27 protein-coding genes are annotated in these 26870 nt (G+C 72.3%); 17 read left to right on the top strand and 10 right to left on the bottom strand.

Going from position 1 to position 26870, the window contains the following annotated elements:
• Positions 1 to 8: 8 nt before the first annotated feature.
• The gene (locus ACH4XV_RS07855; protein WP_395787552.1) at positions 9 to 329 is read right to left on the bottom strand and encodes a hypothetical protein; all 321 of its coding nucleotides are present in this window, start codon (positions 327 to 329) and stop codon (positions 9 to 11) included.
• Between the two features lie 244 nt (positions 330 to 573).
• Here ACH4XV_RS07855 and hutU point away from each other — a divergent pair, with 244 nt between their 5' ends.
• The 7 genes from hutU (at position 574) to ACH4XV_RS07890 (ending at position 9260) form a co-directional block, all read left to right on the top strand.
• Entirely contained in the window at positions 574 to 2247 is a 1674-nt protein-coding gene (hutU, locus tag ACH4XV_RS07860) for a urocanate hydratase (protein WP_395787554.1), read from the top strand.
• Between the two features lie 17 nt (positions 2248 to 2264).
• Positions 2265 to 3452 (top strand): allantoate amidohydrolase, encoded by a 1188-nt coding sequence (locus ACH4XV_RS07865; protein ID WP_395788631.1) that lies wholly within the window; start codon positions 2265 to 2267, stop codon positions 3450 to 3452.
• Complete coding sequence (locus ACH4XV_RS07870; RefSeq protein ID WP_395787556.1) at positions 3449 to 4786, top strand: formimidoylglutamate deiminase; 1338 nt, start codon at positions 3449 to 3451, stop codon at positions 4784 to 4786. Before ACH4XV_RS07865 ends, ACH4XV_RS07870 begins: the two co-directional genes overlap by 4 nt.
• A 96-nt stretch (positions 4787 to 4882) precedes the next feature.
• Positions 4883 to 6049 carry an imidazolonepropionase gene (gene hutI / locus ACH4XV_RS07875; protein WP_395787558.1) on the top strand — a complete coding sequence of 389 codons (1167 nt, stop codon included), beginning with the start codon at positions 4883 to 4885 and terminating at the stop codon, positions 6047 to 6049.
• Positions 6050 to 6223: 174 nt separating this feature from the next.
• The gene (locus ACH4XV_RS07880) at positions 6224 to 7420 is read left to right on the top strand and encodes an acyl-CoA dehydrogenase family protein (protein WP_395787560.1); all 1197 of its coding nucleotides are present in this window, start codon (positions 6224 to 6226) and stop codon (positions 7418 to 7420) included.
• A 306-nt stretch (positions 7421 to 7726) separates the two neighbouring features.
• Positions 7727 to 8608 (top strand): alpha/beta fold hydrolase, encoded by an 882-nt coding sequence (locus ACH4XV_RS07885; RefSeq protein ID WP_395787562.1) that lies wholly within the window; start codon positions 7727 to 7729, stop codon positions 8606 to 8608.
• Between the two features lie 154 nt (positions 8609 to 8762).
• The gene (locus ACH4XV_RS07890; RefSeq protein WP_395787564.1) at positions 8763 to 9260 is read left to right on the top strand and encodes a general stress protein; all 498 of its coding nucleotides are present in this window, start codon (positions 8763 to 8765) and stop codon (positions 9258 to 9260) included.
• A gap of 45 nt (positions 9261 to 9305) precedes the next feature.
• On the opposite strand, the gene corA is transcribed toward ACH4XV_RS07890, so the two are convergent.
• Positions 9306 to 10382 (bottom strand): magnesium/cobalt transporter CorA, encoded by a 1077-nt coding sequence (corA, locus tag ACH4XV_RS07895; RefSeq protein WP_395787566.1) that lies wholly within the window; start codon positions 10380 to 10382, stop codon positions 9306 to 9308.
• Between the two features lie 485 nt (positions 10383 to 10867).
• On the opposite strand from corA, the gene ACH4XV_RS07900 reads away from it, so the two are divergent.
• Positions 10868 to 11476 carry a suppressor of fused domain protein gene (locus ACH4XV_RS07900; RefSeq protein ID WP_395787568.1) on the top strand — a complete coding sequence of 203 codons (609 nt, stop codon included), beginning with the start codon at positions 10868 to 10870 and terminating at the stop codon, positions 11474 to 11476.
• Positions 11477 to 11717: 241 nt separating this feature from the next.
• On the opposite strand, the gene ACH4XV_RS07905 is transcribed toward ACH4XV_RS07900, so the two are convergent.
• Both ACH4XV_RS07905 and ACH4XV_RS07910 read right to left on the bottom strand, forming a co-directional pair.
• Positions 11718 to 12143 carry a hypothetical protein gene (locus ACH4XV_RS07905; RefSeq protein ID WP_395787570.1) on the bottom strand — a complete coding sequence of 142 codons (426 nt, stop codon included), beginning with the start codon at positions 12141 to 12143 and terminating at the stop codon, positions 11718 to 11720.
• A gap of 13 nt (positions 12144 to 12156) precedes the next feature.
• The gene (locus ACH4XV_RS07910) at positions 12157 to 12465 is read right to left on the bottom strand and encodes a WXG100 family type VII secretion target (RefSeq protein ID WP_395787572.1); all 309 of its coding nucleotides are present in this window, start codon (positions 12463 to 12465) and stop codon (positions 12157 to 12159) included.
• 320 nt (positions 12466 to 12785) lie between these two features.
• On the opposite strand from ACH4XV_RS07910, the gene ACH4XV_RS07915 reads away from it, so the two are divergent.
• Positions 12786 to 13292, top strand: coding sequence for a MaoC family dehydratase (locus ACH4XV_RS07915; RefSeq protein ID WP_380037085.1), 507 nt, complete (start codon positions 12786 to 12788; stop codon positions 13290 to 13292).
• A gap of 97 nt (positions 13293 to 13389) precedes the next feature.
• Here the strand turns inward: ACH4XV_RS07915 and ACH4XV_RS07920 are convergent, their stop codons facing one another.
• Together ACH4XV_RS07920 and ACH4XV_RS07925 are read right to left on the bottom strand one after the other, a co-directional pair.
• Entirely contained in the window at positions 13390 to 14301 is a 912-nt protein-coding gene (locus ACH4XV_RS07920) for a ribokinase (RefSeq protein ID WP_395787574.1), read from the bottom strand.
• The gene (locus tag ACH4XV_RS07925; protein ID WP_395787576.1) at positions 14298 to 14699 is read right to left on the bottom strand and encodes an NUDIX hydrolase; all 402 of its coding nucleotides are present in this window, start codon (positions 14697 to 14699) and stop codon (positions 14298 to 14300) included. Before ACH4XV_RS07925 ends, ACH4XV_RS07920 begins: the two co-directional genes overlap by 4 nt.
• Positions 14700 to 14893: 194 nt before the next feature.
• Here ACH4XV_RS07925 and ACH4XV_RS07930 point away from each other — a divergent pair, with 194 nt between their 5' ends.
• From ACH4XV_RS07930 to ACH4XV_RS07950, 5 genes are all read left to right on the top strand, one after another.
• Entirely contained in the window at positions 14894 to 15529 is a 636-nt protein-coding gene (locus ACH4XV_RS07930) for a DUF6758 family protein (RefSeq protein WP_078975557.1), read from the top strand.
• A gap of 89 nt (positions 15530 to 15618) precedes the next feature.
• Positions 15619 to 16467: a PHP domain-containing protein gene (locus tag ACH4XV_RS07935; RefSeq protein ID WP_395787578.1), complete on the top strand. Its 849-nt coding sequence runs from the start codon at positions 15619 to 15621 to the stop codon at positions 16465 to 16467.
• A complete protein-coding gene (locus ACH4XV_RS07940) occupies positions 16464 to 17078 on the top strand; it encodes a MarC family protein (RefSeq protein WP_395787580.1) in 615 nt (204 codons plus the stop codon). The genes ACH4XV_RS07935 and ACH4XV_RS07940 overlap by 4 nt, the downstream gene beginning before the upstream one ends.
• 43 nt (positions 17079 to 17121) lie before the next feature.
• Entirely contained in the window at positions 17122 to 18207 is a 1086-nt protein-coding gene (locus ACH4XV_RS07945; RefSeq protein WP_395787582.1) for an S-(hydroxymethyl)mycothiol dehydrogenase, read from the top strand.
• Positions 18204 to 18833 carry an MBL fold metallo-hydrolase gene (locus tag ACH4XV_RS07950; RefSeq protein WP_395788633.1) on the top strand — a complete coding sequence of 210 codons (630 nt, stop codon included), beginning with the start codon at positions 18204 to 18206 and terminating at the stop codon, positions 18831 to 18833. The genes ACH4XV_RS07945 and ACH4XV_RS07950 overlap by 4 nt, the downstream gene beginning before the upstream one ends.
• Before the next feature lie 89 nt (positions 18834 to 18922).
• Here ACH4XV_RS07950 and ACH4XV_RS07955 read toward each other — a convergent pair whose 3' ends face one another.
• Complete coding sequence (locus tag ACH4XV_RS07955) at positions 18923 to 19093, bottom strand: hypothetical protein (RefSeq protein WP_395787584.1); 171 nt, start codon at positions 19091 to 19093, stop codon at positions 18923 to 18925.
• 527 nt (positions 19094 to 19620) lie between these two features.
• Here ACH4XV_RS07955 and ACH4XV_RS07960 point away from each other — a divergent pair.
• The 3 genes from ACH4XV_RS07960 (at position 19621) to ACH4XV_RS07970 (ending at position 22934) form a co-directional block, all read left to right on the top strand.
• On the top strand, positions 19621 to 20502 hold the full coding sequence (locus ACH4XV_RS07960; protein WP_395788634.1) for an NYN domain-containing protein: 882 nt from the start codon (positions 19621 to 19623) through the stop codon (positions 20500 to 20502).
• Positions 20503 to 21288: 786 nt separating this feature from the next.
• On the top strand, positions 21289 to 22482 hold the full coding sequence (locus ACH4XV_RS07965; RefSeq protein ID WP_395788636.1) for an MFS transporter: 1194 nt from the start codon (positions 21289 to 21291) through the stop codon (positions 22480 to 22482).
• Positions 22483 to 22505: 23 nt separating this feature from the next.
• Positions 22506 to 22934 carry a universal stress protein gene (locus ACH4XV_RS07970; RefSeq protein ID WP_395787586.1) on the top strand — a complete coding sequence of 143 codons (429 nt, stop codon included), beginning with the start codon at positions 22506 to 22508 and terminating at the stop codon, positions 22932 to 22934.
• Positions 22935 to 23006: 72 nt separating this feature from the next.
• On the opposite strand, the gene ACH4XV_RS07975 is transcribed toward ACH4XV_RS07970, so the two are convergent.
• The 3 genes from ACH4XV_RS07975 to ACH4XV_RS07985 form a co-directional block, all read right to left on the bottom strand.
• Entirely contained in the window at positions 23007 to 24074 is a 1068-nt protein-coding gene (locus ACH4XV_RS07975) for a class I SAM-dependent methyltransferase (RefSeq protein ID WP_395787588.1), read from the bottom strand.
• 163 nt (positions 24075 to 24237) lie between these two features.
• Positions 24238 to 25131, bottom strand: a complete 894-nt coding sequence (locus tag ACH4XV_RS07980; protein ID WP_395787590.1) for an alpha/beta fold hydrolase — start codon at positions 25129 to 25131, stop codon at positions 24238 to 24240.
• Positions 25132 to 25255: 124 nt separating this feature from the next.
• Complete coding sequence (locus ACH4XV_RS07985) at positions 25256 to 26869, bottom strand: DEAD/DEAH box helicase (RefSeq protein ID WP_395787592.1); 1614 nt, start codon at positions 26867 to 26869, stop codon at positions 25256 to 25258.
• Position 26870 lies beyond the last annotated feature (1 nt).

A 26870-nucleotide genomic window follows, 5' to 3' on the forward strand; every position in this document is an offset into this window, starting at 1 on the left:
ACCCTCTTTCAACCGCGTCGCCCGGGGTCCTTCTCCGACATCACCCCGCGCGGCCCGTCACCCGCCCCCCGGTGCGCCGGCATCAGCGTGATCGCCGCGAGCATGGCCAGGACGCCCACCACCGCCGAGCCGCCCGCGATCAGCGCGGTGTCCCGGTAGCGCGGAATGCTGAGCAGGAACCCGCCGGTGCACAGCAGCGCGCCCGTCATCACCATAAGGGCCACCACGCCCGGCTCCCTCCCGCGCCCGGCCAGCAGCATCACCAGGCCCGCGAACGCCACGAACGCACCCAGGGCGGTGATCGCCCACAGCACCTCCTGTAGATCCATGCGGTCCGGCTACCCGGCGCCGGTCCCGGCCGATCACCGGGCGTCGGAAATGGCACCGGATGGGTCAAATCCCGCGCTGTCGCGGTCCGCGTGCGGTCCACGCGGCCGGCTCTCTTGGCGCCACCTCATGGAACAGATAGATTCACTTCGAAAGCGACTGAATGTTTTCATACAGATTCCCATCCGGATCCGCATCCGGTTCCGCACACGGACCGATGCACGCCGAAACAGAAGGGGCGCCGCCATGTCGGACCACACCGCAGGACCGCGCGAGGTGCGCGCACCGCGCGGCAGCACGCTCACCACCCGGGGCTGGCAGCAGGAGGGCGCCCTGCGGATGCTGCTCAACAACCTCGACCCCGAGGTCGCCGAGCACCCGGACAAGCTGGTCGTCTACGGCGGCACCGGCAAGGCCGCCCGCGACTGGCGCTCCTTCGAGGCGATCACCCGCACGTTGACCACGCTGAAGCAGGACGAGACGCTGCTCGTGCAGTCGGGCCGTCCGGTCGGCGTGATGCAGACCCACGAGTGGGCGCCGCGCGTGCTGATCGCCAACTCCAACCTGGTGCCCGACTGGGCCAACTGGGAGGAGTTCCGCCGGCTGGAGTCGGCCGGGCTGACCATGTACGGCCAGATGACCGCCGGTTCGTGGATCTACATCGGCACCCAGGGCATCCTCCAGGGCACCTACGAGACCTTCGCCGCGGTCGCCGCCAAGCGCTTCGGCGGCAGCCTGGAGGGCACCATCACCCTCACCGCCGGGCTCGGCGGCATGGGTGGCGCGCAACCGCTGGCCGTCACCATGAACGGCGGCGTGGTCATCTGTATCGACTGCGACCCCTCGCGCATCGACCGGCGCATCGAACACGGCTACTGCGACACCCGGGTCGAGACGCTGGACGCCGCACTGCAACTCGCCGTCGAGGCGCGCGACGCCCGCCGGCCGCTGTCCATCGGCCTGCTCGGCAACGCCGCCGAACTGGTCCCGCAGCTGCTCGCGATGGACGCCCCGATCGACATCGTCACCGACCAGACCTCGGCCCACGACCCGCTCGCCTACCTGCCGGTCGGCGTCGCGTTCGAGGACATGGCCGAATACGCGCGGACCAAGCCCGCCGAATTCACCGACCGCGCGCGCGAGTCGATGGCCAGGCACGTCGAGGCCATGGTCGGCTTCCAGGACAAGGGCGCCGAGGTCTTCGACTACGGCAACTCGATCCGTGGGGAGGCGCAACTCGCGGGCTACACGCGGGCGTTCGACTTCCCGGGCTTCGTCCCGGCGTACATCCGGCCGCTGTTCTGCGAGGGCAAGGGCCCGTTCCGCTGGGCCGCGCTCTCCGGCGACGCGCGCGACATCGCCAAGACCGACAAGGCCGTGCTCGACCTGTTCCCGCAGAACGAGTCGCTGGCCCGCTGGATCAAGCTGGCCCAGGAGAAGGTGCACTTCCAGGGGCTGCCCGCGCGGATCTGCTGGCTCGGCTACGGCGAGCGGGACCGGGCCGGCGAGCGGTTCAACGACATGGTCGCCTCCGGCGAGTTGGCCGCGCCGATCGTGATCGGCCGCGACCACCTCGACTGCGGCTCGGTGGCCAGCCCGTACCGCGAGACCGAGGGCATGCTCGACGGCTCCGACGCGATCGCCGACTGGCCGCTGCTCAACGCGATGGTCAACGTGGCCTCCGGCGCCTCGTGGGTGTCCATCCACCACGGCGGCGGGGTCGGCATCGGCCGCTCGATCCACGCGGGCCAGGTCACCGTCGCCGACGGCACGCCGCTGGCCGGCGAGAAGATCCGCCGCGTGCTCACCAACGACCCCGGCATGGGCGTGATCCGCCACGTCGACGCGGGCTACGACCTGGCCGGCGAGGTCGCGGACGAGCGTGGTGTGCGGGTGCCGATGCGGGAAGGCGACGCGTGAGCACCGGCTTCGAGGCGATGTGGCGCGACCTGCTCCCGGTGGGTCGCGCCGCGTCCGGCGGCTATCGCCGCTTCGCGTGGACCGGGGCCGACGCCGAGTGCCGCGCGTGGTTTCGCGAGCAGGCCGAGAGCCGGGGACTGCTGTACGAGGAGGACCGCAACGGCAACCAGTGGGCGTGGACCGCGACCGGCCCCGACGCGGTCGTGATCGGCAGCCACCTCGACTCGGTTCCCGACGGCGGCGCCTACGACGGACCGCTGGGCGTGGTCTCCTCCTTCGCCGCGCTCGACCTGCTGCGCGAGCGCGGCGAGGAGCCGACCCGCCCGCTGGGCATCGTCAACTTCGGCGACGAGGAGGGCGCCCGGTTCAACGTGGCCTGCGTCGGATCCCGGTTGTCCGCCGGGGTGCTGACACCGGAGCAGGCGCGGGCGCTGAAGGACGCCGACGGGGTGTTCCTGGGCGACGCGATGGAGCGCGCCGGATTCGACCCGGCCGCGATCGGGCCCGACCCCGAACGGCTCGGCCGCATCGCCGCGTTCGTCGAACTGCACGTGGAGCAGGGCCGCGACCTGGTGCACCGGGACCGCGCGGTGGGCGTCGCCTCGGCGATCTGGCCGCACGGGCGCTGGCGCTTCGACTTCCGGGGCGAGGCCAACCACGCGGGCACCACCCGCCTGGAGGACCGGCGCGACCCGATGCTCACCTACGCCAACACGGTGCTCGCGGCCCGCAAGAAGGCCCATCTCGCCGGTGCCCTGGCCACCTTCGGCAAGGTCGACGCGCGCCCCGGCGCGGCCAACGCGATCGCGTCCGAGGTGCATGGCTGGCTGGACGCGCGCGCCGCCGACGAGCAGACCCTGGACGAGGTGGTCGGCGAGATCATCCGCACCGCCACCGAGCGCGGCGAGCGCGACGCGGTCTGCGTCCAGGTCGCCCGCGAGTCGTACACGCCGATCGTCGAGTTCGCCGCACCGCTGCGCGACCGCATCGCCAAGCGGCTCGGCGGCGCGCCGATCCTGCCCACCGGCGCCGGCCACGACGCGGGCATCCTGTCCGCACACGTGCCCACCGCGATGGTGTTCGTCCGCAACCCCACCGGCGTGTCGCACTCGCCGGCGGAGAGCGCGGAGATGGTGGACTGCCTCGCGGGTGTGGCGGCGCTGGCCGACGTGGTGACGGACCTGACGAGCGAGGACGCGGTGTGAGCGAATACTGGTGTGAACTGGTGTGGACCCGCACCGGGATCGAGCGCGACGTGGTGCTCTCGATCGCCGACGGCCGCATCACCTCGGTCACCCCCGACCGCCCGGTGCCGGCGGGCGCCTCGGTGTTGCCCGGACTGACCCTGCCGGGCCTGGCCAACGCCCACTCGCACGCCTTCCACCGGGCGCTGCGCGGGCGCACCCAGTCCGGCACCGGCACCTTCTGGACCTGGCGCGACCAGATGTACCAGGCGGCCGGCCGGCTCGACCCGGACACCTACCTCGCGCTCGCGCGGGCGGTGTACGCCGAGATGGCGCTGGCCGGGATCACCTCCGTGGGCGAGTTCCACTACCTGCACCACGGCCCGGACGGCACGCCGTACGACGACCCGAACGCGATGGGTCACGCGCTGATCGAGGCGGCCCGGCAGGCCGGCGTGCGGCTCACCCTGCTCGACACCTGCTACCTGCACGGCGGTCTGACCGCCGACGGCCATCAGCCGTTGGCGGGCGTGCAGCGCCGCTTCGGCGACGGCGGCTCCGACGGCTGGTACGAGCGCTGGAGCGCGCTGCGCGGCGACGCCAACACCCGGATCGGGGCGGCCATCCACTCGGTGCGGGCGTTCGCCAAGGAGGACGACTACGCCGGCTGGGCGGCGCGGACCGAGGGCGTGCCGGTACACGTGCACCTGTCCGAGCAGCCCGCCGAGAACGCGGCGTGCGTCGCGCACTACGGGCTGACCCCCACCGCGCTGCTCGACGCGCACGGGTTCTGGAGCCCGAACGCGACGGCGGTACACGCCACCCACCTCACCGACGCCGACATCGCCGCACTGGCCCGGTCCGGGGCGGGGGTCTGCTTCTGCCCCACCACCGAGCGCGACCTCGCCGACGGCATCGGCCCGGCCGGCGACCTGGTCCGGGCCGGGGTGCCGCTGTCCCTGGGCAGCGACAGCCAGGCGGTGATCGACCTGTTCGAGGAGGCCCGCGCGGTCGAACTCGACGAACGCCTGCGCACCGGGCGACGCGGCCACTTCACCTCGGCCGCGCTGCTGGCGTACGCCACGACCGTCGGCCACCGGGCCCTCGGGTGGCCGGACGCGGGCCGGATCGAGGCGGGCGCCCTGGCCGACCTCACCACGATCGGTCTGGACTCGGTGCGGCTGGCCGGCACCATGCCCCGACTGGCGGGCGAGGGGGCCGTGTTCGCCGCCGCCGCGGGCGATGTCACCCACGTGCTGGTCGACGGCCGGGTGGTCGTCCGCGACGGCGTGCACCAGCTCGTGGAGGCTGTCCCGCAGGCGCTGACCACGGCAATTCACGATCTGTTCCGCTGATCCACGGCCGCTCCCCTGCGGAGCGGCCGTCTCCCTCGCAACCCGGCCGCTCCGCCGCGAACGGCCGCCACCCCGGACCGAAGGGACCACTCGCGCGTGGCCACCACCCTGATCACCAACATCGGCTCGCTGGTCACCAACGACCCCGACCTCGACGCCGGCCCCCTCGGCCTGCTCCGGGACGCGGCCCTCGTGCTCGACGGCGACCGCATCGTGTGGGTGGGGGCCGCCGCGAGCGCCCCGGACGCGGACACCCGGCACGACGCCGAGGGCCGCGCGGTCCAGCCCGGCTTCGTCGACTCGCACTCGCACCTGGTCTTCGCCGGGGACCGCACCGCCGAGTTCGACGCGCGGATGTCCGGCCAGGCGTACCGGGCCGGCGGGATCCGTACCACGGTGGCCGCGACCCGGGCCGCGAGCGAGCAGCAGCTGGCCGCGAACGCCGGCCGGCTGGTCGGCGAGGCGGCGCGACAGGGCACCACCACGATCGAGATCAAGTCCGGCTACGGCCTCACCGTCGCCGACGAGGAACGCGCGCTGCGGATCGCGTCGGCGTTCACCGCCGAGACCACCTACCTCGGCGCGCACATCGTCGCGCCGGAATACGCCGAGGACCCGGCCGGCTACGTCGACCTGGTCACCGGCCCGATGCTCGACGCCTGCGCGCCGCACGCCCGCTGGGTGGACGTCTTCTGCGAGCGCGGCGCGTTCGACGGCGACCAGGCGCGGGCGATCCTGACCGCCGGCAAGGCGAAGGGCCTGATCCCGCGCGTCCACGCCAACCAGCTCGGGCACGGGCCCGGCGTACGACTGGCCGTCGAGCTGGGCGCGGCCTCGGCCGACCACTGCACCCACCTCGACGACGCCGACGTGGACGCGCTCGCGGCCGGCGACACGGTGGCCACGCTGCTCCCCGGCGCGGAATTCTCCACCCGCGCGGTCTACCCCGACGCCCGCCGGCTGCTCGCCGCCGGTGCAGAGGTGGCGCTGTCCACCGACTGCAACCCCGGCTCCAGCTTCACCACGTCGATGCCGTTCTGCATCGCGCTCGCGGTGCGCGACATGGGCATGACGCCCGACGAGGCGCTGTACGCGGCGACCGCCGGCGGTGCGCGCGCGCTGCGTCGCTCGGACGTGGGCGTGCTGCGGCCGGGGGCGCGCGCCGACGTGGTCGAGCTGGACGCGCCCTCGCACGTCCACCTCGCCTACCGGCCCGGTGTACCGCTGGTGCGCGCGGTGTGGCGGGCGGGCGTGGCGGTCTGAGCGGGGCCGATCGGCCGACAGATCGTTCGAAATCGGGGTGCCCGCGTTACGGACCCCCTCTGTCGCGACCCGGCGCGCTCGTGGATACTCCCCGGTAACTCTCTAAGCCAGAAGCGTGGCCGGGACCCCGAGGGTGTGGGGCCCGGACATGCGCAGACGGAAGGAGCGCCGCCCATGGGCCGCCTCGCACAGACCGACGGACTCACCGAAGTCCAACGGGAGATCCTCGCCACCGTCCGCACGTTCGTGGACAAGGAGATCATTCCGGTCGCGACCGAGCTGGAGCACCGGGACGAATACCCGGCGGAGATCGTCGAGGGCATGAAGGCCATGGGCCTGTTCGGCCTGATGATCCCGGAGGAGTACGGCGGCCTCGGGGAGTCGCTGCTGACCTACGCGCTGGTGGTCGAGGAGATCGCGCGCGGCTGGATGAGCGTGTCCGGCATCATCAACACGCACTTCATCGTCGCGTACATGATCAAGCAGCACGGCACCGACGAGCAGAAGGCGTACTACCTGCCGAAGATGGCCGAGGGCGAGATCCGCGGCGCGTTCTCGATGTCGGAGCCGCACTGCGGGTCGGACGTGTCGGCGATCCGCACCAAGGCGGTGCCGGACGGCGAGTTCTACGTACTCAACGGTCAGAAGATGTGGCTCACCAACGGCGGCAGCGCCAACCTGGTCGCGGTGCTGACCAAGACCGAGCTGGGCGAGGACTCGGTCTACCGGAACATGACCACGTTCCTGATCGACAAGGAGTCCGGCTTCGGCGAGACGCGCCCGGGCCTGACCATCCCCGGCAAGATCGACAAGATGGGCTACAAGGGCGTCGACACCACCGAGATGGTGCTCGACAACTGCCGGGTGCCGGCCGATCGCATTCTGGGCGGGGTGCCCGGCAAGGGCTTCTACCAGATGATGGACGGCGTCGAGGTGGGCCGGGTGAACGTGGCCGCGCGCGGCTGCGGGGTCGCGCAGCGCGCGTTCGAGCTGGGCATCCGCTACGCGCAGCAGCGGGAGACCTTCGGCAAGCCGCTGACCGGGCACCAGGCCATCCAGTTCAAGCTCGCCGAGATGGCCACCAAGGTCGAGGCCGCGCACGCGATGATGGTCAACGCGGCGCGCAAGAAGGACGCGGGCGAGCGCAACGACCTCGAAGCGGGGATGGCCAAGTACCTGGCCTCCGAGTACTGCAAGGAGGTCGTGGAGGACGCGTTCCGGATCCACGGCGGGTACGGGTTCTCGCGCGAATTCGAGATCGAACGCCTGTACCGCGAGGCGCCCATGTTGCTGATCGGCGAGGGTACGGCCGAGATCCAGAAGATGATCATCGGCCGGCGGCTGCTGGAGGACTACAAGCTCAAGGGCTGAGAGCCCGGGTCGTGGCTCCCACCCCGGATCTCGGGACGGGAGCCACACATCCCTGCGAGCGGGGCCGACGCGTCCCGATACAGCCGCTCGATGTCGAACTCGGAACCATCCCCGTCGGGCGGGGCGCGAGGCGCGACGCAACCGGTCCAACGATCGGAACGTGGTGCCGCCGCGCCCGGTTGGGCCGGCGGCCAACCGGGTCCGGTATCGGCTCGGTTGGCGTAGCGGTCGCGTCGCTGCGCAGCGAGGCCCGGCCGGCGACCGATGATGGCGACACGCGCAACCTCGAGTGACGGGGAGCCCACCATGGTCGCGAGACACCCGGTACCGGTACCACCCGGGGAGTTCGTCCGGATCGACGGGACCGCGCTGCACGTGGTCCGCGAAGGCGCCGGGCCCGTGGTGATCGCCACCAGTGGGCTCGGCGGCGCGTGGTTCGACTGGGATCCGGTGGTGCCGCTGCTCACCGCCGACTGCACCGTGGTGCGCTTCGACCGTCCCGGCCTGGGCTACTCGCAGCCCGACCCGCGGCCGCCCACGCTGGTTCATGAGGCCGACCGCATCGCCGCGTTGGCCGACGCGCTCGCGCTGCCCGGCCCGTACGTCCTGCTCGCCCACTCGCTCGGCGCGTTCCACGTCGAGGGCTTCGCCCGGATGTACCCCGAGCGCACGGCGGGCCTGGTCCTGGTCGACCCGAGCAACGAGGAGAAGCCGCGCCCGCGACCCGCCCGGCAGGCCCGGATCCGGGCGGCCAGGGCGCTGGGCGGGGCGATGCGGGTCACCGGCGTGAGTCGGGCGATCGGGCCTGCGGCGCGACGGTCGATCCTGTTCACCCAGTCGCGCCGGCATCGGGACGTGGCGGACGCGCGCTGGGTGCGCGGGTCGTACGGCTCGGGGCGGTTCTTCGCGGCGGCGCTCACCGAGAACACCACGTACTTCGACGTGGCCGCCGAACTCGCCGACCTGCGCCGGGTCGCACCGCTGCCGGACGTCCCGATGCGGGTGCTGGCCGCCGCCGGGGGCTACGAGAGCCTGGCCGCCCGGGCCCGCTGGGTCCGGGCCCTGCGCACCCTGGCGAACCTGTCCCCGCAGGGCCGCTGCGAGGTGCTGGACGACTCCGCCCACTTCGTCATGCTGGACCGCCCGGACGCGGTGGGCCACGCGGTGCGCGAGGTCTTGGCGGGGTAGCCGCCGGCCGGCCACCGCCGGCCGCCGCACACCTGGGCGCTGCCGGCCATTCGGCCCATTGGCCGCGTGTTGTCACGGATCCTGTCGGGTACAGGCTCCCGGTCGAACGACCATACGGGCCGGGATTCGGCCGGCATTCAGGCGAGGCGGCAGCATGTTCGGTCAGAACCTTCCTCCCGGCGCGGGTGCGCCCGGGCCCGACCTGGCGAACACCGGCCAGGTCATCGCGTCCTACACGAACTACGCGGGTGCCCAGCGGGCGGTCGACTATCTGTCGGACCACGAGTTCCCGGTGGAGAACACCGCGATCGTCGGCGCCGACCTGCGCATGGTCGAGAACGTGCTGGGTCGGCTCACCGCCGGCAAGGCGGCGGCGTCCGGCGCGGCGAGCGGTGCGTGGTTCGGGCTGATGATCGGGCTGTTCCTGGGCATCTTCGCGGTGCGCGCGCACGGGTGGCTCTGGCTGGTGCTGATGGGCCTGATCTGGGGCATCGCCGCGGGCGCCCTGTTCGGCTGGTTGGGGTACAAGGCGCTGGGCGGACGCCGGGACTTCGTCTCCACCAGCCAGATCGTGGCCTCGCGCTACGACGTGGTGGTGCGGCCCGACCTGGCCGAGCGGGCGCGCAACCTGGTGGGCCGACTGGAGCTGTAGGCGGGTCGGCGCCCCGGGGCCGCCCCCCGAGGCCCGCCGCGCCCGCTATAGCCAGCCGTTGCGGCGGAAGCCCCGGTGCATCAGCGTGCACACGACCACGATCACCGACAACGTCATCGGGTAGCCGTACCGCCACTTCAGCTCGGGCATGTGCTCGAAGTTCATCCCGTACACCCCGGCGAGCATCGTGGGCACGGCGAAGATCGCCACCCAGGCCGAGATCTTGCGCATGTCCTCGTTCTGCGCGACCGTCACCTGCGCGAGGTTGGCCTGCAGGATCGAGGTCAGCAACTCGTCGAACGACGCCACCTGTTCGCCGACCCGGGACAGGTGGTCCTCGACGTCGCGGAAGTACTCGCGGATGTCGGGGTGCACCTGGCGCATCGGCCGCTCGGCGAGCGCGTGCAGCGGGCGGGCGAGGGGGGCGACCGCGCGCTTGAGTTCGAGCAGTTCGCGCTTGAGCTGGTAGATCCGGCCCGCGTCGCCCGCGCCACCGCCGCCGAACACGTCGTTCTCGACCTGGTCGATGTCGTCCTGGATGAGCTGGGCGACGTCGAGGTAGGTGTCCACCACCCGGTCGGCGACCGCGTGCAGCACCGCCGAGGGGCCCGCGGCGAGCAGGTCGGTGCCGTCCTCCAGGCGACAGCGCAGATCGCCGAGCGCGCCGTGCCGGCCGTGCCGCACGGTGACCACGAAGTCGTTGCCGAGGAAGACCATGATCTCGCCGGTCTCGACGATCTCGCTGGTCGCGGAGAGCTGTTCGTGCTCGACGTAGGTGACCGTCTTGAACACCGCGAACAGGGTGTCGTCGTAGCGCTCCAGCTTGGGTCGCTGATGCGCGTGTACGGCGTCCTCCACGGCGAGCGGGTGCAGGCCGAACCGTTCGGCGATACCCGACAGTTCGAGCGCGCTGGGCTCGTGCAGGCCGATCCAGACGAAGCCGCCGCCCCGGCGCACCTCGTGGATCGCCGAGTCGGGGTTCGCGTAGCCGTCCAGGCGATGGCCGTCGCGATACACGGCGCAGTCCACCACACAGTTCCCGGTCGCCACGGGCGTGCTCGACGGCAGCGGGGTGCGGCGGTGCGGGCGGACTGCGGCGCGGAGGTCGCGGATCATCGACATGACGGGCTCCTGGGATGACCGGCACACGCCGACGCCGACCACCGCGGCGGGCAGGCCGGGGGAGCGTTGACACGTGCAAGCGGAACGAATCACCGAAAGAACGGCAAAAGATCCTGACGCCCCGTCACGGAGGACATTCGGAGAACGGGAACCGGGCCGCCACGAGCGGCGGTCGGAATCCGGGGAAGGTCTCGGAAACCCTCAGAAAGGGCGGGGCGCGCGACTGGATCGGGGAAGATCGGGTGAGCCGCCGGTACTGCACGGTGTGCTGGTATGCACCACGATCACCTCCCACGGCCGGTCCCCGCTGGGGGAAGTCCTCGGGCGCCGACCGGGCGGGCCGGGCGAGGACGCATCCGTCATCCGATGGCGCGCGGACGTCGTACGTCCTGCGGGCCGACTATGCAGAGTACACCAGAGTGACCTCGCCACGGCCGCGACGGCCTTGGCGCGTGCGGCTCCTGACGGCGAATTAGCATGCGGGCATGTTCGACTTCACGCCGGGACCCGAGCCGATCGACCCCACTCCGCAGGTCGAGGCGCATCTGACGGCGGCCTTCGGCGCGCCGACCGGCCGCGCCGGCGTCACCTTCGTGGGGGCCGATCGCATCGAGGTGTTGCGCTTCGGTCCCGACGCGGAGGGTGTGGTCCGGTACGCCACGGTGGGCATGTCCCGGGCGCCGATGGCCGATCCGGCGGCGGCGCTCGCCGATCCGGTCGCGGGCCCGCGGGCGGAACTGGTGCTCTCGGTGCGCGGCGGCCACGACTCGGTGCTGCGCCCGCTGGCCGTGCTCGGCGCGACCCCGCAGGTGGAGGGCCTGGTCATCGCCCCCGGCGCGTCGCTCGACCTGGGCGGCCCGCTGTGGGAGGGCGGCGCGTTCCACGCGGTCCTGGTCGCCGAACCCGGCGGCCTGGTCGCCGACCTGCCGCTGCCGCCTCCCGCCGACCCGGTCCGCTTCTTCCCCCTGCTCCCGATGACCCCCGCGGAGGCTGCCTGGAAACGCGCCCAGGGCGCGGAGGCCCTCCAGGAGAAATGGCTCCACCACGCCACCGACCTCCGCGACCCCAACCGCCGCGCGGTGCCGCTGACCTGAGCCGCCGAGCCCGGCCGAACCTCGCGTCCGCCGACCTCGGATGCCCCGGATCACGCCGCTGGAATGCCCACACGAACAGGTCGTCCGCAGGCCGACCACCCGGTTCTCGTCGCGGAGGATCTGCGAATACCGGATCGGGGTCCCGCACACCCGACACGTCAACTCGGGCAGCTCTCCGCGAGCCATCCCCAGCATGATCGCCTCCAACGTGTCACGATCACGCTCTCGATCCTCGGCCGATTCACTCACGAGCCACCACCCATCCACGGTTCGAAGTCCTTTGGGCGGCGCCGGACGAGAAGCCGGCGGCGATGGCTCCGCCGCCCGCGCCGTAGGCCGCCGTCGAGGCGAGGTGATCGAGGGTGATGCCGTCCTGTGCGCCGAGGGCGATCTTCACGGGCTGCGCGACGGCGAGGTCCAGCGTCACCGACAGGACCGCGCCGACGACCGCGGAGCCGGCGATCGAACCGATGATGGCCAGTACGCTCTCGCTGACGGCGAGCCCGGCGGCCATCGCGGCGCCGCGCGCGATGTTGGTGGCCGCCGTGATCGCGGCGCCCGAGATCACATTGACGTCGGGGACGAACAGCAGCCCGACGAAGCCGACCGCGTCGCCGACCTTGTCGACACCCGCCTCGACGGCGTCCTCGATGATCCCCCAGCCCATGGCGGTGCCCCGCTCAGCTCAGCTTCTCGGCATTGGCCTGATCCGCGCGTACGACGTTGTCCGCCAAGGCCGCGAGCGTGGGACCGATGCTCGCCATGCCCTGGGCCAGGATGTCCGCGCTCTTGATGATGGCGACCTGGCTCTCGAGAAAGGGCGTGCCGAACTTTCGCCCGTTGTCGTCGTCGCCCCATGGGGCGCCCGGTTCGGCGAGTTCTCGCTTGAACGTCTCGGCGGCGACGCGCAGTCGCTCCGCCTGAGTGGCGAACGCCGGAATCGTTCCCCTGATTTGCTCCGGATCGACCCGGAAATCCTTCGTCGCCATGCGAGCCCCCGCCGCCGGACCATGATCACGGTGTATGCACGCGCGCACACGATGACCTCTCGCGGTAGCCCGGCGGCACCGCCCGTCGCAGGACTGTTCGCGACCGGGTGAGCGGGTTCACAGGGCTTGTCCATGACCCACGTCACCGGGCGCCCCCTACTGCGTGGCGTGGTCGGCTCCCTATTCTCGAACGCATCCGTCGACGTGCCCGTCGATCCGTCGCCACCCGACCTCCCAGGGGCGGGTACCCGAATCGGGTTCGACGAGCGTTCGACGTGACGCGTCCTGTTCGATGTGTTACCAGGTGAGAGGGGACCGAGATGCAGTTCGGCCGCTACTACGAGGAGTTCGAGGTCGGTGCGATCTACAAGCACTGGCCCGGGAAGACCGTGACCGAGTACGACGACCACCTGTTCTGTCTGCTCACCATGAACCACCACCCGCTGCACATGGATGTCAACTACGCCGAGAAGACCACCGATTTCGGTCGGAACGTGGTGGTGGGCAACTACATCTACTCACTGCTGCTCGGCATGTCGGTGCCGGACGTCTCGGGCAAGGCGATCGCCAACCTGGAGATCGAGTCCCTGCGACACGTGGCACCCACGTTCCACGGGGACACCCTCTACGGTCAGACCCTCGTGCTGGACAAGTGGGAGTCGAAGTCCAAGGACGACCGGGGCGTCGTCTACGTGGAGACCAAGGGCTACAAGCAGGACGGCACGCTCGTGTGTGTGTTCAAGCGCAAGGTGATGGTGCCCAAGGAGAGCTACGGGGTGAAGCGTGGCGGCGAGCAGCCCGGGCGACCCGAGTTGATCGAGGGCTGATCGAGGGCCGAGCGGGAACCCGCGGGATCGAGTGCGGGCGGGTCGTTGCGGAGAGCGCGCGACCCGCCCGGTCGACGCGAAGGGACGGACGGTCGTTTCACGGCAGTTCGTCGGGTGTCGGGTAGGAGGACTGGGCGCCCGCGCGGCGGACCGCGGCCGCGCCTGTGCGGACCGCGTACCGGGTCGCGGTGGGCAGGTCGTCGCCGGCGGCCAGGCGCCAGGCCAGGGCGCCGGTGAAGGCGTCGCCCGCGCCCGTGGTGTCGACGGCGGTCACCGCCGGCGCGGGGATGTGCAGCGGCTCCGCGCCGCCCTCGGTGATCAGTGCGCCGGCGGGGCCCAGGGTCAGGACGATCGAACGTGGGCTCGGGTCGAGTGCCCGCAACACCTTCAGCGCGTCGCGGGCGTTGCCCTCGCCCGCGATCGTGGTCGCCTCGTGCTCGTTGAGGACCAGCGGGTCGCAGGCCCCGAGCAGCGCCCCGGAGGTCAGCACGTGCCTCGACACGGCCGGCGACGGGTTCAGCACCACCCGGGTGTGCGCCGCCGCGCAGCGTTCGATCACCGTCCGGACCGTGTCGAGGGGGATCTCCAATTGCAGGGAGACCACCGCGGCGGCCTCGATCGCCGGGACCAGGTCGGCGACGTCCGTCGGCCCGAAGCGGGCGTTGGCTCCGGGAGCCACGGTGATGGCGTTCTCGCCCGCGTCGTCGACCGTGATCAGCGCGACGCCCGAGGCGCCGGGCGAGGTGCGCATCGCCTCGGTACGCACGCCCTCCCGGCGCAGCGTCGCGAGCAGCATGCGGCCGTGGTCGTCGTCGCCCACCCGGCCGGCCAGTGCCACGTCGGCGCCCAGCCGCGCCGCCGCCACCGCCTGATTGGCGCCCTTGCCGCCCGGGTGCACCGCCAGGTCGCCGCCGAGGACCGTCTCGCCCGGGCGGGGGTGCGCCGGCACCCGGACCACCAGGTCTGCGTTGATCGAGCCGACCACCAGCAAGCGTGCGGGGCCGCTCATGCCACCCCCGGGACGTTCCACTCGCGCAGGGCGTCGAGGAGGCCGTCGACCAGGTCGAGTCGGCCCAGTTCGCCGGCGGCGATCCAGCGCACCGCGTCGGCGTCGTCGCCCGCGCGCAGGGTGCCGCCGTGGGGTGTACAGGCGTAGTCGCGGATCTCGTAGGTGCCGCCGTCGGGCGCCGGTCGCAACACCGAGCCGACCAGCGGTCCCACGGTCACCTCGAGCCCGGTCTCCTCGACCATCTCCCGGGCCAGCGCGACCGCGTCGGTCTCACCCTCCTCGACCCGCCCACCGGGCAGCGACCACCGTCCCTCGCCCGGCATTTTCGCGCGTCGCACCAGGAGCACCCGTCCCTCCGAGTCCAGGACGATCGCACCGACGCAGGAAATGAGCCGCATGCCTCCGAGCCTAGCCCCCGTGCAACGGATCCCGATGGGCCGCGCCGCCGGATTCGGTGTCGAGCAGCGCGGGGGGCGCGTGGGCGCGCTCATCCGGCGTGCTGTGCGCGGTCGTACGCCGGTCGGCGGTCCGGACGCACCGAAGGAGTGATCGTCCTTGACGCGAAGCCTCGGGCAGTGGACCGTCTTGTCCTATGAAGGGCGAGCCGAGCTGCCCCCGCTGCGGCGGCCGGGTCCGCGCTCCGGGTCTGTTCTCGGAGACGTGGGAATGCGAGATCCATGGCGCCGTGCCTCCGCTGCAACCCGTCGTGCCGCCCAGTGTCGAGGCGTTGGACGCGGTGGTGCGCCGCTCCCGGGTGCCGGTCTGGTTGCCCTGGCCGCTGCCGGTCGGCTGGCTCTACACCGGCGTTGCCCACGCGGGTGACGATCGCGGCGGCTCGCGAGCGGTCGCGGTCGCCTGTACCGGTCCCGCGCCGCTGGGCGGACGCGGCGAACTGGTGCTCGTGGCCGAGGAGCTGGGGGTCGGACTCGGCGCCCGCTACGCCGGGTTGCCCGGTCACGATCCGGGCGGCGACTTCGTCAAGTCCGCGCCCGCGAAGGTGATGGCGGCCGGTCGGCCGACCCCGTTGTGGTGCGTGACCGACGCGCCGGCCGACCGCGCGGTGTACGCGGGCGAGGCGATGGGCCTGTGGTTGTGGGCCATCCTGTGGCCGGGCAAGGCGGGGCATCTCGTCTACGACGACGTCGTGCTCACCGATCTGCGCGACGCCGGGGCCGAGTTGCAGCTGTTGCCGTGCGGGGCGCTGTCCCCGCAACTGCTCGACTGCTGACCTGCGGGGACCGGGGCCGTACGGGCTCGCCGATCCGGTACACCCTAGGGTCGGGAGCGTCCATCGACCCTCCCGCAGACGAGGTCCGCGTGCGTATCGACCTGCACACCCACAGCACCGCTTCCGACGGCACCGACGCGCCCGCCGACCTGGTCCGCAAGGCCCGGGCGGCCGGCCTCGACGTGGTCGCGCTCACCGACCACGACACCACCGCGGGTTGGGCGGAGGCGGCCGAGGCGCTGCCCGACGGGCTGACCCTGGTGCGCGGCGCGGAGATCTCCTGTGTGGCCGAGGGCGGGATCAGTCTGCACATGCTGGGCTACCTGTTCGACCCCGCCGAGCCAAAGTTCGCCCGGGCGCGCGAGCTGGTGCGCACCGACCGGGTCCGCCGGGCCGAGGCGATGGTGGCGCGCTGCCGCGAGCTGGGCGCGCCGATCACCTGGGAGCGGGTGCGGGAGATCGCGGGCGGCGGCGCGGTGGGCCGGCCGCACGTGGCCACCGCCCTGGTCGAGGCGGGCGTGGTCGCGGACGTGTCCGCCGCGTTCACTCCCGAGTGGCTGCGCGACGGCGGACGGGCGTTCGTGGGCAAGTACGAGATCGAAGCCGCCGACGCGGTACGGCTGATCACCGGCGCGGGCGGCGCCGCGGTGTTCGCCCACCCGGGCGCGGTCACGCGCGGGCGCACCGTCTCGGACGCCACGATCGCCGAGCTGGCCGAGGCGGGTCTGGCCGGGATCGAGGTGGACCACATGGACCACGACGACACGATGCGGGCACACCTGCGCGGTCTCGCGGGCGAGCTGCGGCTGATCACCACCGGTTCGAGTGACTACCATGGCACCCGCAAAACGATCAATCTCGGAGAAATCACTACAGATCCAGAGTCGTACGGGGCGATCGCGGAACTGGCAACAGGAGCAAGACCCCTCACCCCATGAACTGGTTCGACGTCACTCTCTTCGGCTCGTCCTTCGTCACCCTCTTCGTGATCATGGACCCGCCGGGCATCATCCCGCTGTACCTGAGCTTCACCGGTGGCCGACCGCAGGCCGTGCGCAAGCGCATGGCCTGGCAGGCGGCCACCGTCGCGTTCTGCGTGATCTCCGTCTTCGGGCTGTTCGGTCAGAAGATCCTCGACTATCTGCACGTGTCGATCCCGGCGCTCAAGGTGTCCGGAGGTCTGCTCCTGCTGCTGGTGGCACTGTCGTTGCTCACCGGCAAGGCCGAGGAGCCGACCGAGAACAAGGACGTCAACGTCGCTTTGGTGCCCCTCGGCACACCCCTCCTGGCCGGCCCTGGTGCGATCGTGGCCGCGATCGTCAGCGTGCAGAAGGCGCACGGCGCCGGTCAGTACCTCGGGGTGTGGATCGCGATCGTGGCGATCCACGTGGTGTTGTGGCTGACCATGCGCTTCTCGCTCGGCATCATCAAGATCATCAAGGAGAGCGGCGTGGTCCTGGTGACCCGGCTCTCGGGCCTGCTGCTCTCGGCGATCGCGGTACAGCTGTGCGCGGACGGGGTCCGGGGTTTCATCGCGGCGAAGCCATAGGGTGCGAAAGGCAGCAGCCGGTGGTTGGGGAGAGGCGGAGGACATGAGCAAGTCGGTACGCGGCGTCGTCGCACGCGCCAAGGGCGCACCGGTCTCGATCGAGACCATCGTGGTGCCGGACCCGGGTCCGGGCGAGGCGCGGGTGAAGGTGCAGGCGTGCGGCGTGTGCCACACGGACCTGCACTATCGCGAGGGCGGCATCGGTGACGAGTACCCGTACCTGCTCGGCCACGAGGCCGCCGGCATCGTCGAGTCGGTCGGCGAGGGTGTCACGGAGGTGGCCGTCGGCGACTTCGTGATCCTGAACTGGCGTGCGGTGTGCGGTAATTGCCGCGCGTGTCGGCGCGGCCGTCCGCAGTACTGCTTCGCCACGCACAACGCCACGCAGAAGATGACCCTGGAGGACGGTACCGAGCTGAGCCCCGCGCTCGGGATCGGCGCGTTCGCCGAACTGACCCTGGTCGCCGCCGGACAGTGCACCAAGGTCGACCCCGAGGCGGACCCCGCCGCGGCCGGCCTGCTCGGCTGCGGCGTGATGGCGGGCCTGGGCGCGGCGGTGAACACCGGCAACGTCGGCCGCGGCGACACGGTCGCGGTGATCGGCTGCGGCGGGGTCGGCGACGCGGCCATCGCCGGTGCCCGGCTCGCGGGCGCGGCGCGGATCATCGCCGTCGACCTCGACGACCGCAAGCTGGAGTGGGCCCGCCGGGCCGGCGCCACGCACACGGTGAACTCGACGTCGGGCGACCCGGTCGAGGCGATCCGCGAACTCACCGGCGGCTTCGGCGCCGACGTGGTGATCGACGCGGTCGGCCGCCCGGAGACCTACAAGCAGGCGTTCTACGCCCGCGACCTGGCCGGCACCGTGGTCCTGGTCGGCGTGCCCACCCCGGACATGACGCTCGAACTGCCCCTGCTCGACGTGTTCGGCCGCGGCGGCGCGCTCAAGTCGTCCTGGTACGGCGACTGCCTGCCCTCGCGCGACTTCCCGATGCTGATCGACCTGTACCGCCAGGGTCGTTTCGACCTGGACGCGTTCGTCAGCGAGCGGATCACCCTGGCCGACGTCGAGGCCGCGTTCGAGAAGATGCACCACGGCGACGTGCTGCGCTCGGTGGTGATCCTCTGATGGCCGGCATCGACCACGTGGTCACCTCGGGCGTGTTCTCGCTCGACGGCCAGGACTTCGACGTGGACAACAACGTGTGGATCGTCGGCGACGACCGCGAGGTGGTGGTGATCGACGCCGCGCACGACGCGGCGGCCATCGCGGCGGGCGTGGGCGATCGTACGGTGACCGGCATCGTGCTCACCCACGGCCACAACGATCACATCAACGCCGCCGCCGAGTTGGCCGAACGCACCGGCGCGCCGATCCATCTGCACCCGAGCGACCGCATGTTGTGGGACGCGGTGTATCCCGACCGTGCGCCGGACGTCGACCTGGCCGACGGCGAGGTGATCACCGTCGCGGGCCTGGACCTGCGGGTCCTGCACACTCCGGGCCACGCACCGGGCGCGGTCTGCCTGTACGCCCCGGACCTGGCCGCGCTGTTCTCCGGCGACACGCTGTTCAAGGGCGGCCCCGGCGCCACGGGGCGCTCGTTCTCGTCGTTCCCGGTGATCCTGGAGTCGATCAAGGGGCGCCTGCTCGGCCTGCCCGAGGGCACGCGCGTGCTCACCGGCCACGGCGACGAGACGACGATCGGCGCGGAGGCGACGGACTACGACGCGTGGGTGACCCGCGGCCACTGAGCCGGCCCGCACCCCGACCCGGTCGCGTCCGGATACGACGAGGGCGCTCCCCGTGCGGGGAGCGCCCTCGGTTCAGCCTCAGTCGAAAATCAACCCACGTCCGCCGCCGTCTTCACGGGGCGGATGTACAGGCGCTCGCCGTAGGCCTCGGCCCGTTTCAGGGCCGCCTGTACGGTGTCGATGTCGACGACGGCGCAGTTGGCCGGGTTGGACCCGGTCGATTCCTGGGCTCGGCTGAGGTTGGTGATTCGGTAACGCATGTGCGTCTCCCTTCCCTCTGGTCCGAAGTAGCGCGGGGCGACACGGTCATGCCGGCAGCCCCGCTCACAAGGATCGGTGCCGGGATCCGTGAGGATCGGGTAAGACCCGACAGGGGTCACAACCGGCACCGCACTGAACAACAGCGGTCACACCGATAGCATTCCCATGACTGAAATGTTCCTTTCCTGACATCCGATGGCTTACACGTGACGCATGACGCGACATCGCGCGTGAGGCAAGCGAGGACGCGACGGCGGCCGGCATAGGACAATGCGGTCTGAACACATCGACGCGCATCCAGGCGCCGGGCACCCGGCCGCCACGGGAGGACGAGACTTTGCACGATCCGGGAGAGGACGACGTCCGGACGGGTGCCACGGCGGCCTTCGGCGCCGTGGTGCACGAATCCGGCGAGGACCTCGGCGCCGAGCACGGCGGTCCGCTGGAGGACCACCCGGTCGCGGGTTTCGAGGGCGCCCCCGGAGCACTGGCGGAGTTGACCGACCCGTTCACCCGACCGGCCGTCCTGGTGCGATCGGTTTCGCCGCCGCTGCACTTCGGGACGCACGCGCTGTTCGTCGACGTCGGCTACGTGTACGCGGCGATGGGCCTGCTCGTCGCCGGCTCGGCCGAACGCCGGGCTTTCCGGGTGGACGCGGAGCAGTTGATCACCGGCCTGATCGACGAGGCCCGCCGGGTGTTCCCGGAGGGCCGGCTGCTGCGGGTGTACTGGTACGACGGCGCGCGCGAGCGGGTGCACACCGTGGAGCAGCGGCAGATCGCCGAACTCCCCGACGTGAAGGTACGACTGGGCAACCTCAACGCGCACAACCAGCAAAAGGGCGTCGATTCGCTGATTCGCAGCGACCTCGAATCGTTGGCCCGCAACCACGCGATCGACGACGCGGTGGTGATCAGTGGCGACGAGGACCTGGTCTCGGCGGTCGAGGCCGCCCAGTCCTACGGCGTACGGGTGCATCTGTGGGGCGTCGAACCCGCGTACGGCACCAACCAGGCCGACCCGCTGGTGTGGGAGGCCGACGTCACCCGAATGTTGCACCGCGAATTCTGCGAGACGTGCGTGACGCCGGTGATGTTGCCGCCGACGCACGCCGGCGTGCTGACCGTGCAACCCGGCGGTCCGCCGACCGCCGAACAGGCGTGGCGGATCGGCCAGGAGATCGCCGAGCGCTGGCTGGTGGTGCGCGGCCGGGAGAACCTGGCCGACCTGATGCCCGGTCCGATGTTGCCGCAGGCCATCGACCGCGGCCTGCTCGTGGACGCCGAGAGTGTCCTGCAATACTCGCTGCGCCCCCACGAGGACCTGCGTCGTGCCCTGCGCAACGGCTTCTGGGACCGCCTGAACCACGAATTCGGCCTCTCCGGCACGGAGCCCGCAGAATCCTGAACCCGGCCCGCCCCTTACGAAGCGCGCCTCCGGCCGACCGCCCCCGCCGCCCCGGCCCCGGCCCCTGGCCCGGCCACCCCCGCACCCGACCCCGCCCCCCGCCGCACCTGGCCCGGCCCCCGCGCCCGGCGCCTAGCCCGGCCCCCGCCGCCCCGATCGCCGCCCGCGCCCGGCGCTTGGCCCGGCCCCCGCCGCCCGCACCCGGCGTCCGGCTTGGCCCGCCGCCGCCCCGGCCGCCCCCGCACCCGGCGCCTAGTCCGGCCCCGCCACCCCCGCCGCACCTGGTCCGCCCCCGCCCCGCGCCCGGCCCGGCCCCCGCCGCCCCGCCGCCGGGCCCGGCACCCCGCCATCCCCCGCGCCCGGCACCCCGCCCCCGCGCTTGGCCCGGCCCCCGCCACCCCGATCGCCGCCCGCGCCCGGCGCTTGGCCCGGCCCCCGGCGCCCGCGCCCCGCGCCCGGCGTCCGGCCTGGCCCCCCGCCGTCCCGACCGCCCCGCCGCGCTCCGCGCCCGGCGCCTGGCCCGGCCCTCGCCGCCCCGGCTGCCCCCGCACCCGGCACCCGGCACCTGGCCCCGCGCCCGGCCTCCCGCGCCCCGCGCCCGGCACCCCGCCGTCGGCCCCCGCGCGCCCCGCCTCGTGGCAAGATGGGTGTAGGGTACATTTATTAGCTGAGCTAACAAACACTGTTCGGAGGTCTCGGATGCGGTCCCATCCCGAAGGCGCGCCGACCCGGGGCGAAGCCCAGGCCGACCACACCACCCCGAAGCCCGGAATCCTCAAACAGCCCATGTCCGTGTGGGCCACAGCGTTCGCCGCCGTCGTGGCGTTCATGGGGATCGGGCTGGTCGATCCGATCCTGCCCTCGATCGCCAAGGGGCTGGACGCCTCGCCGAGCCAGGTCTCGCTGTTGTTCACCAGCTACTTCCTGATCACCGCGGTGGCCATGCTGGTGACCGGATTCGTCTCCAGCCGGATCGGCGGGCGACGCACGCTCCTGCTCGGCCTCGCCCTCGTGGTGATCTTCGCCGGCCTCGCCGGCACCTCGGACTCGGTCGGCGAGCTGGTCGGCTTCCGGGCCGGCTGGGGGCTGGGCAACGCGCTGTTCGTGTCCACGTCCCTCGCCGTCATCGTCGGTGCGGCGAGCGGTGGTTCGGCCGCGGCGATCCTGCTCTACGAATCGGCGCTCGGGCTCGGCATGGCCTGCGGCCCGCTGCTCGGCGCGGTGCTCGGCGACGCCAGTTGGCGCTACCCGTTCTACGGCACCGCCGCGCTGATGGCGATCGGCTTCGCGCTGATCGTCGGGCTGCTGCGGGAACAACCCCGGCCCGTGCGCAAGATCGGTCTGCTCGATCCGCTCAAGGCGCTCGGACACAAGGGGCTGGCGACCACCGCCGCCGGTGCCTTCTTCTACAACTACGGCTTCTTCACGGTGCTCGCGTTCACCCCGTTCGTGCTGAACATGAGCCCCTACCGCAGCGGCGCGGTGTTCTTCGCGTGGGGTGTCCTGCTCGCCGTCTGCTCGGTCCTGGTCGCCCCGCGACTGCAGGCCCGGTTCGGCTCGGCGAACGTGGCCGCCGCGAGTCTGCTGCTGTTCGCCGCGGACCTGGTGGTGCTCGCGTACGGCTCGACCCCGGTCGTTGTGACCGGTGTCATCGTTTCAGGCGCCTTCATCGGTATAAACAACACGGTGTTCACCGAATTGGCGCTCGAAGTCTCGGACTCGCCGCGACCCGTGGCGAGCGCGGGATACAACTTCGTCCGCTGGTTCGCCGCCGCGGCGGCGCCGTTCCTGGCGCCCAAGTTGGAGGAGCACTTCAACGTGCACGTGCCGTTCCTGGTCGCCGGCGGGGCCTGTGTGGTCGCCGCCGCCGTGCTGTTCGGCGCCCGCCGGATGCTCGCAGGGGTCGACCACCGCGACACCGACACCGCCGCCGACGCGGCATCGCTGAACACCCCCCGGCCCGTTCCGGCCACCGCCTGAACCGATAGAAGGAAGTGCACGACATGTACGAGCGCATTCTGGTCGCCGTCGACTCCACCCCCGAGGCCGACGACGTCCTGGCGCACACCGCCCGACTCGCCGGCGCGCTCGGCGCGGCCGTCCGCGTCCTGCACGTGCAGACCCTGGACGTGGTGGATGGCGGCGGGGTCGGCGGCGTGGTCGAGGACGAGACCGCCGACGCCGCGGTCAAGGTGGTCACCGACGCCGTCGACACGCTCAAGGCGGCCGGCGTCGCCAACGTCGAGGGCTGGACCGAGGAAACCGTGCGCGGCGACGTGCCGAACGCGGTCCTCGACCAGGCCCGCGCCTTCGGCGCCGACCTGCTGATCCTGGGTGCCCGCCGACACGGCGGCGTGGCCAGTCTCTTCCTCGGCAGCGTCAGCGACACGGTTGCGCACCGCTCGGTCTGCCCGGTGCTGCTGATTCCCTGATCGCACACCCCACAGGGCCCGGATGCCGAAGGTCGGCGTCCGGGCTCGACTCTTCCCGGCTCGACTCCCGGCTCAATCCTTGCGGGCCACGAAGTACACGTTCAGGAAGTCGCCCTCCAGGGAGCGGGCCCGCACGTCGGTGAAGCCCGCCTCGGCCGGCTTGGCCCGGGCCGCCTGCTCGCCCCAGACCGTGCCCAGGCCCTCGCCACCCTCGGCCGGCGAGACGGTCATGCAGTAGAAGACGGAGAAGGTGTACAACACCGGTCCCAGCGGGTGTTCGAGGTTTTCCTCCAGCCGGCTGGACGCGGCGATCTCGCCCATCAGGAACACCCCGTCCGGACGCAGCGCCTCGGCGATCGCGGCCGGCGTGCGGGTCGGCCGGGCCAGATCGTGGATCACGTCGAACGCGGTGATCAGGTCGTACGAGCCGAGCGGTTCGGCCGCGTCGACCACCACGAACTCCGTGTTGGACAGCCCCATTCGCTCCGCCTCGCGGCGGGCGGCGGCGATGCCCTCGACGGAGATGTCCACGCCGCGGAACCGGCTGCGTGGAAACGCCTGGGCCGGTACGTTGACCGCGTGCCCCTGGCCGGTCCCCACGTCCAGCACATCGATTCCCGCCGCCAGCCGCTCGCCGAGACCGTCCACCAGCGGCACCACACCCGCCACCAGGGCCGCGTCCCAGACCCGGCCCGACTCCTCGGCCTGGAGCGCCTGGAAGTGCGGATAGGCCGAGTACGGCACCCCGCCACCGCGACGAAACGCCGTCACGACCTGCTCCTCGACCTCACCCATCAGCGCCAGGTACTGGGTGAAGCCGGCGAAGTTCTCCGCCCCGGCGGCCCGGGTCAGCGAGGCCGCGTGCTCCGGCGGCAGCCGGTACGTGCCGGATTCCGGGGTGTACTCGACGAACCCGCCGGTGACCATGCCGCCCAACCACTCGCGCACGTAGCGCTCGACCAGCCCGGCGGCCCGGGCGATCTCCTCGCTCGTCGCGGGCGGCATCGCGGCCATCGTGTCGAACAGCCCGGTGCGATGGCCGACGCTGGTCAAAAAGGCCAGACAGTCGTCGTCGAGGATGGTGAGCAGGCGTCCCGCGAAGGCTTCCTGTCGCGCGGGATCGACATCGAGGACGGTCATGGCAACTCCCGATCGGTCGGCTCGACGGAAGCCGCCCCGGGCACGGGCGACGCCCGTAGGGGAGAAAGGTCTCCTTTGCCGCGCTACGCCCGATCCCACCGAGCCGGACACTGGTCGATCGGGGCCCTCGGCCCGCCGGCGAGCCGAGGGACGTCGCCCCGGATCAGGCCCGATCCGCGTACACCGCCGCGTCCGTCCAGAAGTCCGCCAGCGCCGCCGCGGTGGCGCCCGGGGCCTCCACGTTCGGGGAGTGGTGGGTGCCCGGGATCGCCACGTGCGGGACACCCAGACGCTCGGCCATCTCGGCCTGCCAGGGGACCGGCCAGGCGTAGTCCTCGACGCCGGAGACCACCAGCGCGGGCAGGCCGGCCGCGACGACCGCGGCAAGGTCGGCGACCAGGTCGGGCTCGGAGCGCAACTGTTCGGCCATGGCCAGCAGGCCCGCCGGGACGGTGCCCAGCCAGCGGGCGTGCAGGAACGCGGCGATCGCCGGATCGGTGGGCGGGAGCAGGCCGGCCTCCAGCTCGACCGCCTGCATCGCCGCCCACACCTCCTGGCGGGTGAGCACCGGCAGCACGTCCTCCAGCAGCAGCAGCCGCTCGATCTCGGGCGGGCAGATCGCCGCCGGACCCGTGCTCATCAGGGTCAGCGAGGCCAGCCGTTCCGGCGCGCGCAGCGCCACCGATCGGCACACCAGGCCGCCGTAGGAGTGCCCCACCAGGTGGATGGGCTCGCCCGGGGCCACCGCGTCCGCGATCGCGAGCACGTCGTCGACCAGCGCGTCGCGGGTGTACGCCGCCGGGTCGTCCGGGCCCTCGGTCTCGTACTGTCCGCGTTGGTCCACGGCCACCGTGTGGAAGCCGCGCCGGGCCAGCGGCTCGCCGAGCGCGATGAAGTCCTCCTTGCTGCCGGTGAACCCGGGCACGAGCACGGCGGTGCCCGGCCTCGGTCCGGCGGCCGGCGGGGTGGACTCCAGGACGGCGAATCGTCCGCGCCCGGTCGCCAGGCGACGGGAGCGGACGGTCCCGGGCAAGGTCAGAAAGCGTGGCGTACTCACGCCGTCGAGCCTACTTATCCGCAGGTACGACGACGGCCCCCGCCGCGAAGCGCGGACGTGATCGTCCACACTCCACACCGGAGGCCGTCGTACGAGCGGCCGGGGCCGCCGCCTCTCGTCGAACTCAGCCCTCGTCGGTCGCGACCGCGCCCGCCTCGGCGCCCTCGGGACGACGCCGGGTGCGCCGGCGGCGACGCCGAGGCGCCCGCTCGCCGTCACCGTCCGCGTCCGCCCCACCGTCGGCGGGGGCCGGGACGATCACCGCGGTCGGCTCGACGAAGGCCGCGACCGGCGCGCCGGTCGACTCGGCGGCCACGCTCGGCGCCGTGCCGGTCGCCACGGCCGTGGCCACGGCCTCCCCGGCCTCCGCGCCGTTGACCCGACGCCGCCGTCGCGACCCGGGCGCCCGACGGCGGCTGGGCTCGCTCGACTCGGCGTCGGCCGCGGCCGGCCCGGCAGTGGAGGGACCGGACGCGGCCGGACCGCTCCGGCTCCGCCCGCCCGCGCCGCCCTTGCGGCCCGACCCGCCCCGGCTGTTCTTGCCGGTCTCGCCCAGGTCCTCGACGTCCTCCGCGCCCAGCCCCGCACGGGTGCGGTCGGCGCGCGGCAGCACGCTGCCCACGGTGGTGGGGATGTCCAGGTCGGTGAACAGGTGCGGAGAGGTGGAGTAGGTCTCCACCGGGTCGGCGAAGCCCAGGTCCAGCGCCTTGTTGATCAGGCTCCAGCGCGGGATGTCCTCCCAGTCGACCAGCGTCACGGCGGTGCCGGAGGCACCCGCGCGGCCGGTGCGACCGATGCGGTGCAGGTAGGTCTTCTCGTCGTCGGGGCACTGGTAGTTCACCACGTGGGTGACACCCTCGACGTCGATCCCGCGGGCCGCGACGTCGGTGGCCACGAGCACGTCCACCTTGCCGTTGCGGAACGCGCGCAGCGCCTGCTCGCGCGCGCCCTGGCCGAGGTCGCCGTGCACGGCGGCGGAGGCGAAGCCCCGCTCGGCCAGGCCCTGGGCCAGGTCGGCCGCGGTGCGCTTGGTCCGGCAGAACACCATGACCAGGCCGCGCCCGTTGGCCTGCAGGACCCGGGCCATCAGCTCGGGCTTGTCCAGGCCGTGCGCGCGGTAGACGCGCTGCTGGACCGACTTGACGGTGGCGCCCGCGTCGTCCGGCTCCGAGGCGCGGATGTGCGTGGGGCGGCTCATGTAGCGGCGCGCCAGGGTGATGATCTGACCCGGCATGGTGGCCGAGAACAACATCGTCTGGCGGCGGGCGGGCAGCCGCTCGACGATCTTCTCGACGTCGGGCAAAAAGCCCAGGTCGAGCATCTCGTCGGCCTCGTCCAGGACCAGCATCTTGACCTCGGACAGGTTCACGTGCCCCTGTCCGACCAGGTCGAGCAGTCGACCGGGGGTGCCGACGACCACGTCGACGCCCTTCTTGAGGGTGTCGATCTGCGGCTCGTACGCCCGGCCGCCGTAGACGGCGAGCACCCGCACGTTGCGCAGCTTGCCCGCGGCCTGGAGGTCGTTGGTCACCTGCACGCACAGCTCGCGCGTGGGGACCACGACCAGGGCCTGGGGGGTGCGGCCGGCAACCGTGCCGGCGGGCGCGCGGCCCGCCTCGATGTCGGCCGCCACCACGATGCGCTGCAGCAGCGGGATGCCGAAACCGAGGGTCTTGCCGGTCCCGGTCTTGGCCTGGCCGATCACGTCATTGCCCGAGAGCGCGACGGGAAGGGTCATC

The sequence above is a fragment of the Embleya sp. NPDC020630 genome (genome assembly GCF_044334985.1).
Lineage (GTDB): Bacteria > Actinomycetota > Actinomycetes > Streptomycetales > Streptomycetaceae > Embleya.

Coding starts and splice junctions, on each gene's coding strand:
- ACH4XV_RS07855 (WP_395787552.1), bottom strand. CDS start 329: ATGGATCTACAGGAGGTGCTGTGGGCGATCACCGCCCTGGGTGCGTTC.
- hutU (WP_395787554.1), top strand. CDS start 574: ATGTCGGACCACACCGCAGGACCGCGCGAGGTGCGCGCACCGCGCGGC.
- ACH4XV_RS07865 (WP_395788631.1), top strand. CDS start 2,265: ATGTGGCGCGACCTGCTCCCGGTGGGTCGCGCCGCGTCCGGCGGCTAT.
- ACH4XV_RS07880 (WP_395787560.1), top strand. CDS start 6,224: ATGGGCCGCCTCGCACAGACCGACGGACTCACCGAAGTCCAACGGGAG.
- ACH4XV_RS07885 (WP_395787562.1), top strand. CDS start 7,727: ATGGTCGCGAGACACCCGGTACCGGTACCACCCGGGGAGTTCGTCCGG.
- ACH4XV_RS07890 (WP_395787564.1), top strand. CDS start 8,763: ATGTTCGGTCAGAACCTTCCTCCCGGCGCGGGTGCGCCCGGGCCCGAC.
- corA (WP_395787566.1), bottom strand. CDS start 10,382: ATGTCGATGATCCGCGACCTCCGCGCCGCAGTCCGCCCGCACCGCCGC.
- ACH4XV_RS07900 (WP_395787568.1), top strand. CDS start 10,868: ATGTTCGACTTCACGCCGGGACCCGAGCCGATCGACCCCACTCCGCAG.
- ACH4XV_RS07905 (WP_395787570.1), bottom strand. CDS start 12,143: ATGGGCTGGGGGATCATCGAGGACGCCGTCGAGGCGGGTGTCGACAAG.
- ACH4XV_RS07910 (WP_395787572.1), bottom strand. CDS start 12,465: ATGGCGACGAAGGATTTCCGGGTCGATCCGGAGCAAATCAGGGGAACG.
- ACH4XV_RS07915 (WP_380037085.1), top strand. CDS start 12,786: ATGCAGTTCGGCCGCTACTACGAGGAGTTCGAGGTCGGTGCGATCTAC.
- ACH4XV_RS07920 (WP_395787574.1), bottom strand. CDS start 14,301: ATGAGCGGCCCCGCACGCTTGCTGGTGGTCGGCTCGATCAACGCAGAC.
- ACH4XV_RS07925 (WP_395787576.1), bottom strand. CDS start 14,699: ATGCGGCTCATTTCCTGCGTCGGTGCGATCGTCCTGGACTCGGAGGGA.
- ACH4XV_RS07930 (WP_078975557.1), top strand. CDS start 14,894: ATGAAGGGCGAGCCGAGCTGCCCCCGCTGCGGCGGCCGGGTCCGCGCT.
- ACH4XV_RS07940 (WP_395787580.1), top strand. CDS start 16,464: ATGAACTGGTTCGACGTCACTCTCTTCGGCTCGTCCTTCGTCACCCTC.
- ACH4XV_RS07945 (WP_395787582.1), top strand. CDS start 17,122: ATGAGCAAGTCGGTACGCGGCGTCGTCGCACGCGCCAAGGGCGCACCG.
- ACH4XV_RS07955 (WP_395787584.1), bottom strand. CDS start 19,093: ATGCGTTACCGAATCACCAACCTCAGCCGAGCCCAGGAATCGACCGGG.
- ACH4XV_RS07965 (WP_395788636.1), top strand. CDS start 21,289: ATGTCCGTGTGGGCCACAGCGTTCGCCGCCGTCGTGGCGTTCATGGGG.
- ACH4XV_RS07970 (WP_395787586.1), top strand. CDS start 22,506: ATGTACGAGCGCATTCTGGTCGCCGTCGACTCCACCCCCGAGGCCGAC.
- ACH4XV_RS07975 (WP_395787588.1), bottom strand. CDS start 24,074: ATGACCGTCCTCGATGTCGATCCCGCGCGACAGGAAGCCTTCGCGGGA.
- ACH4XV_RS07985 (WP_395787592.1), bottom strand. CDS start 26,869: ATGACCCTTCCCGTCGCGCTCTCGGGCAATGACGTGATCGGCCAGGCC.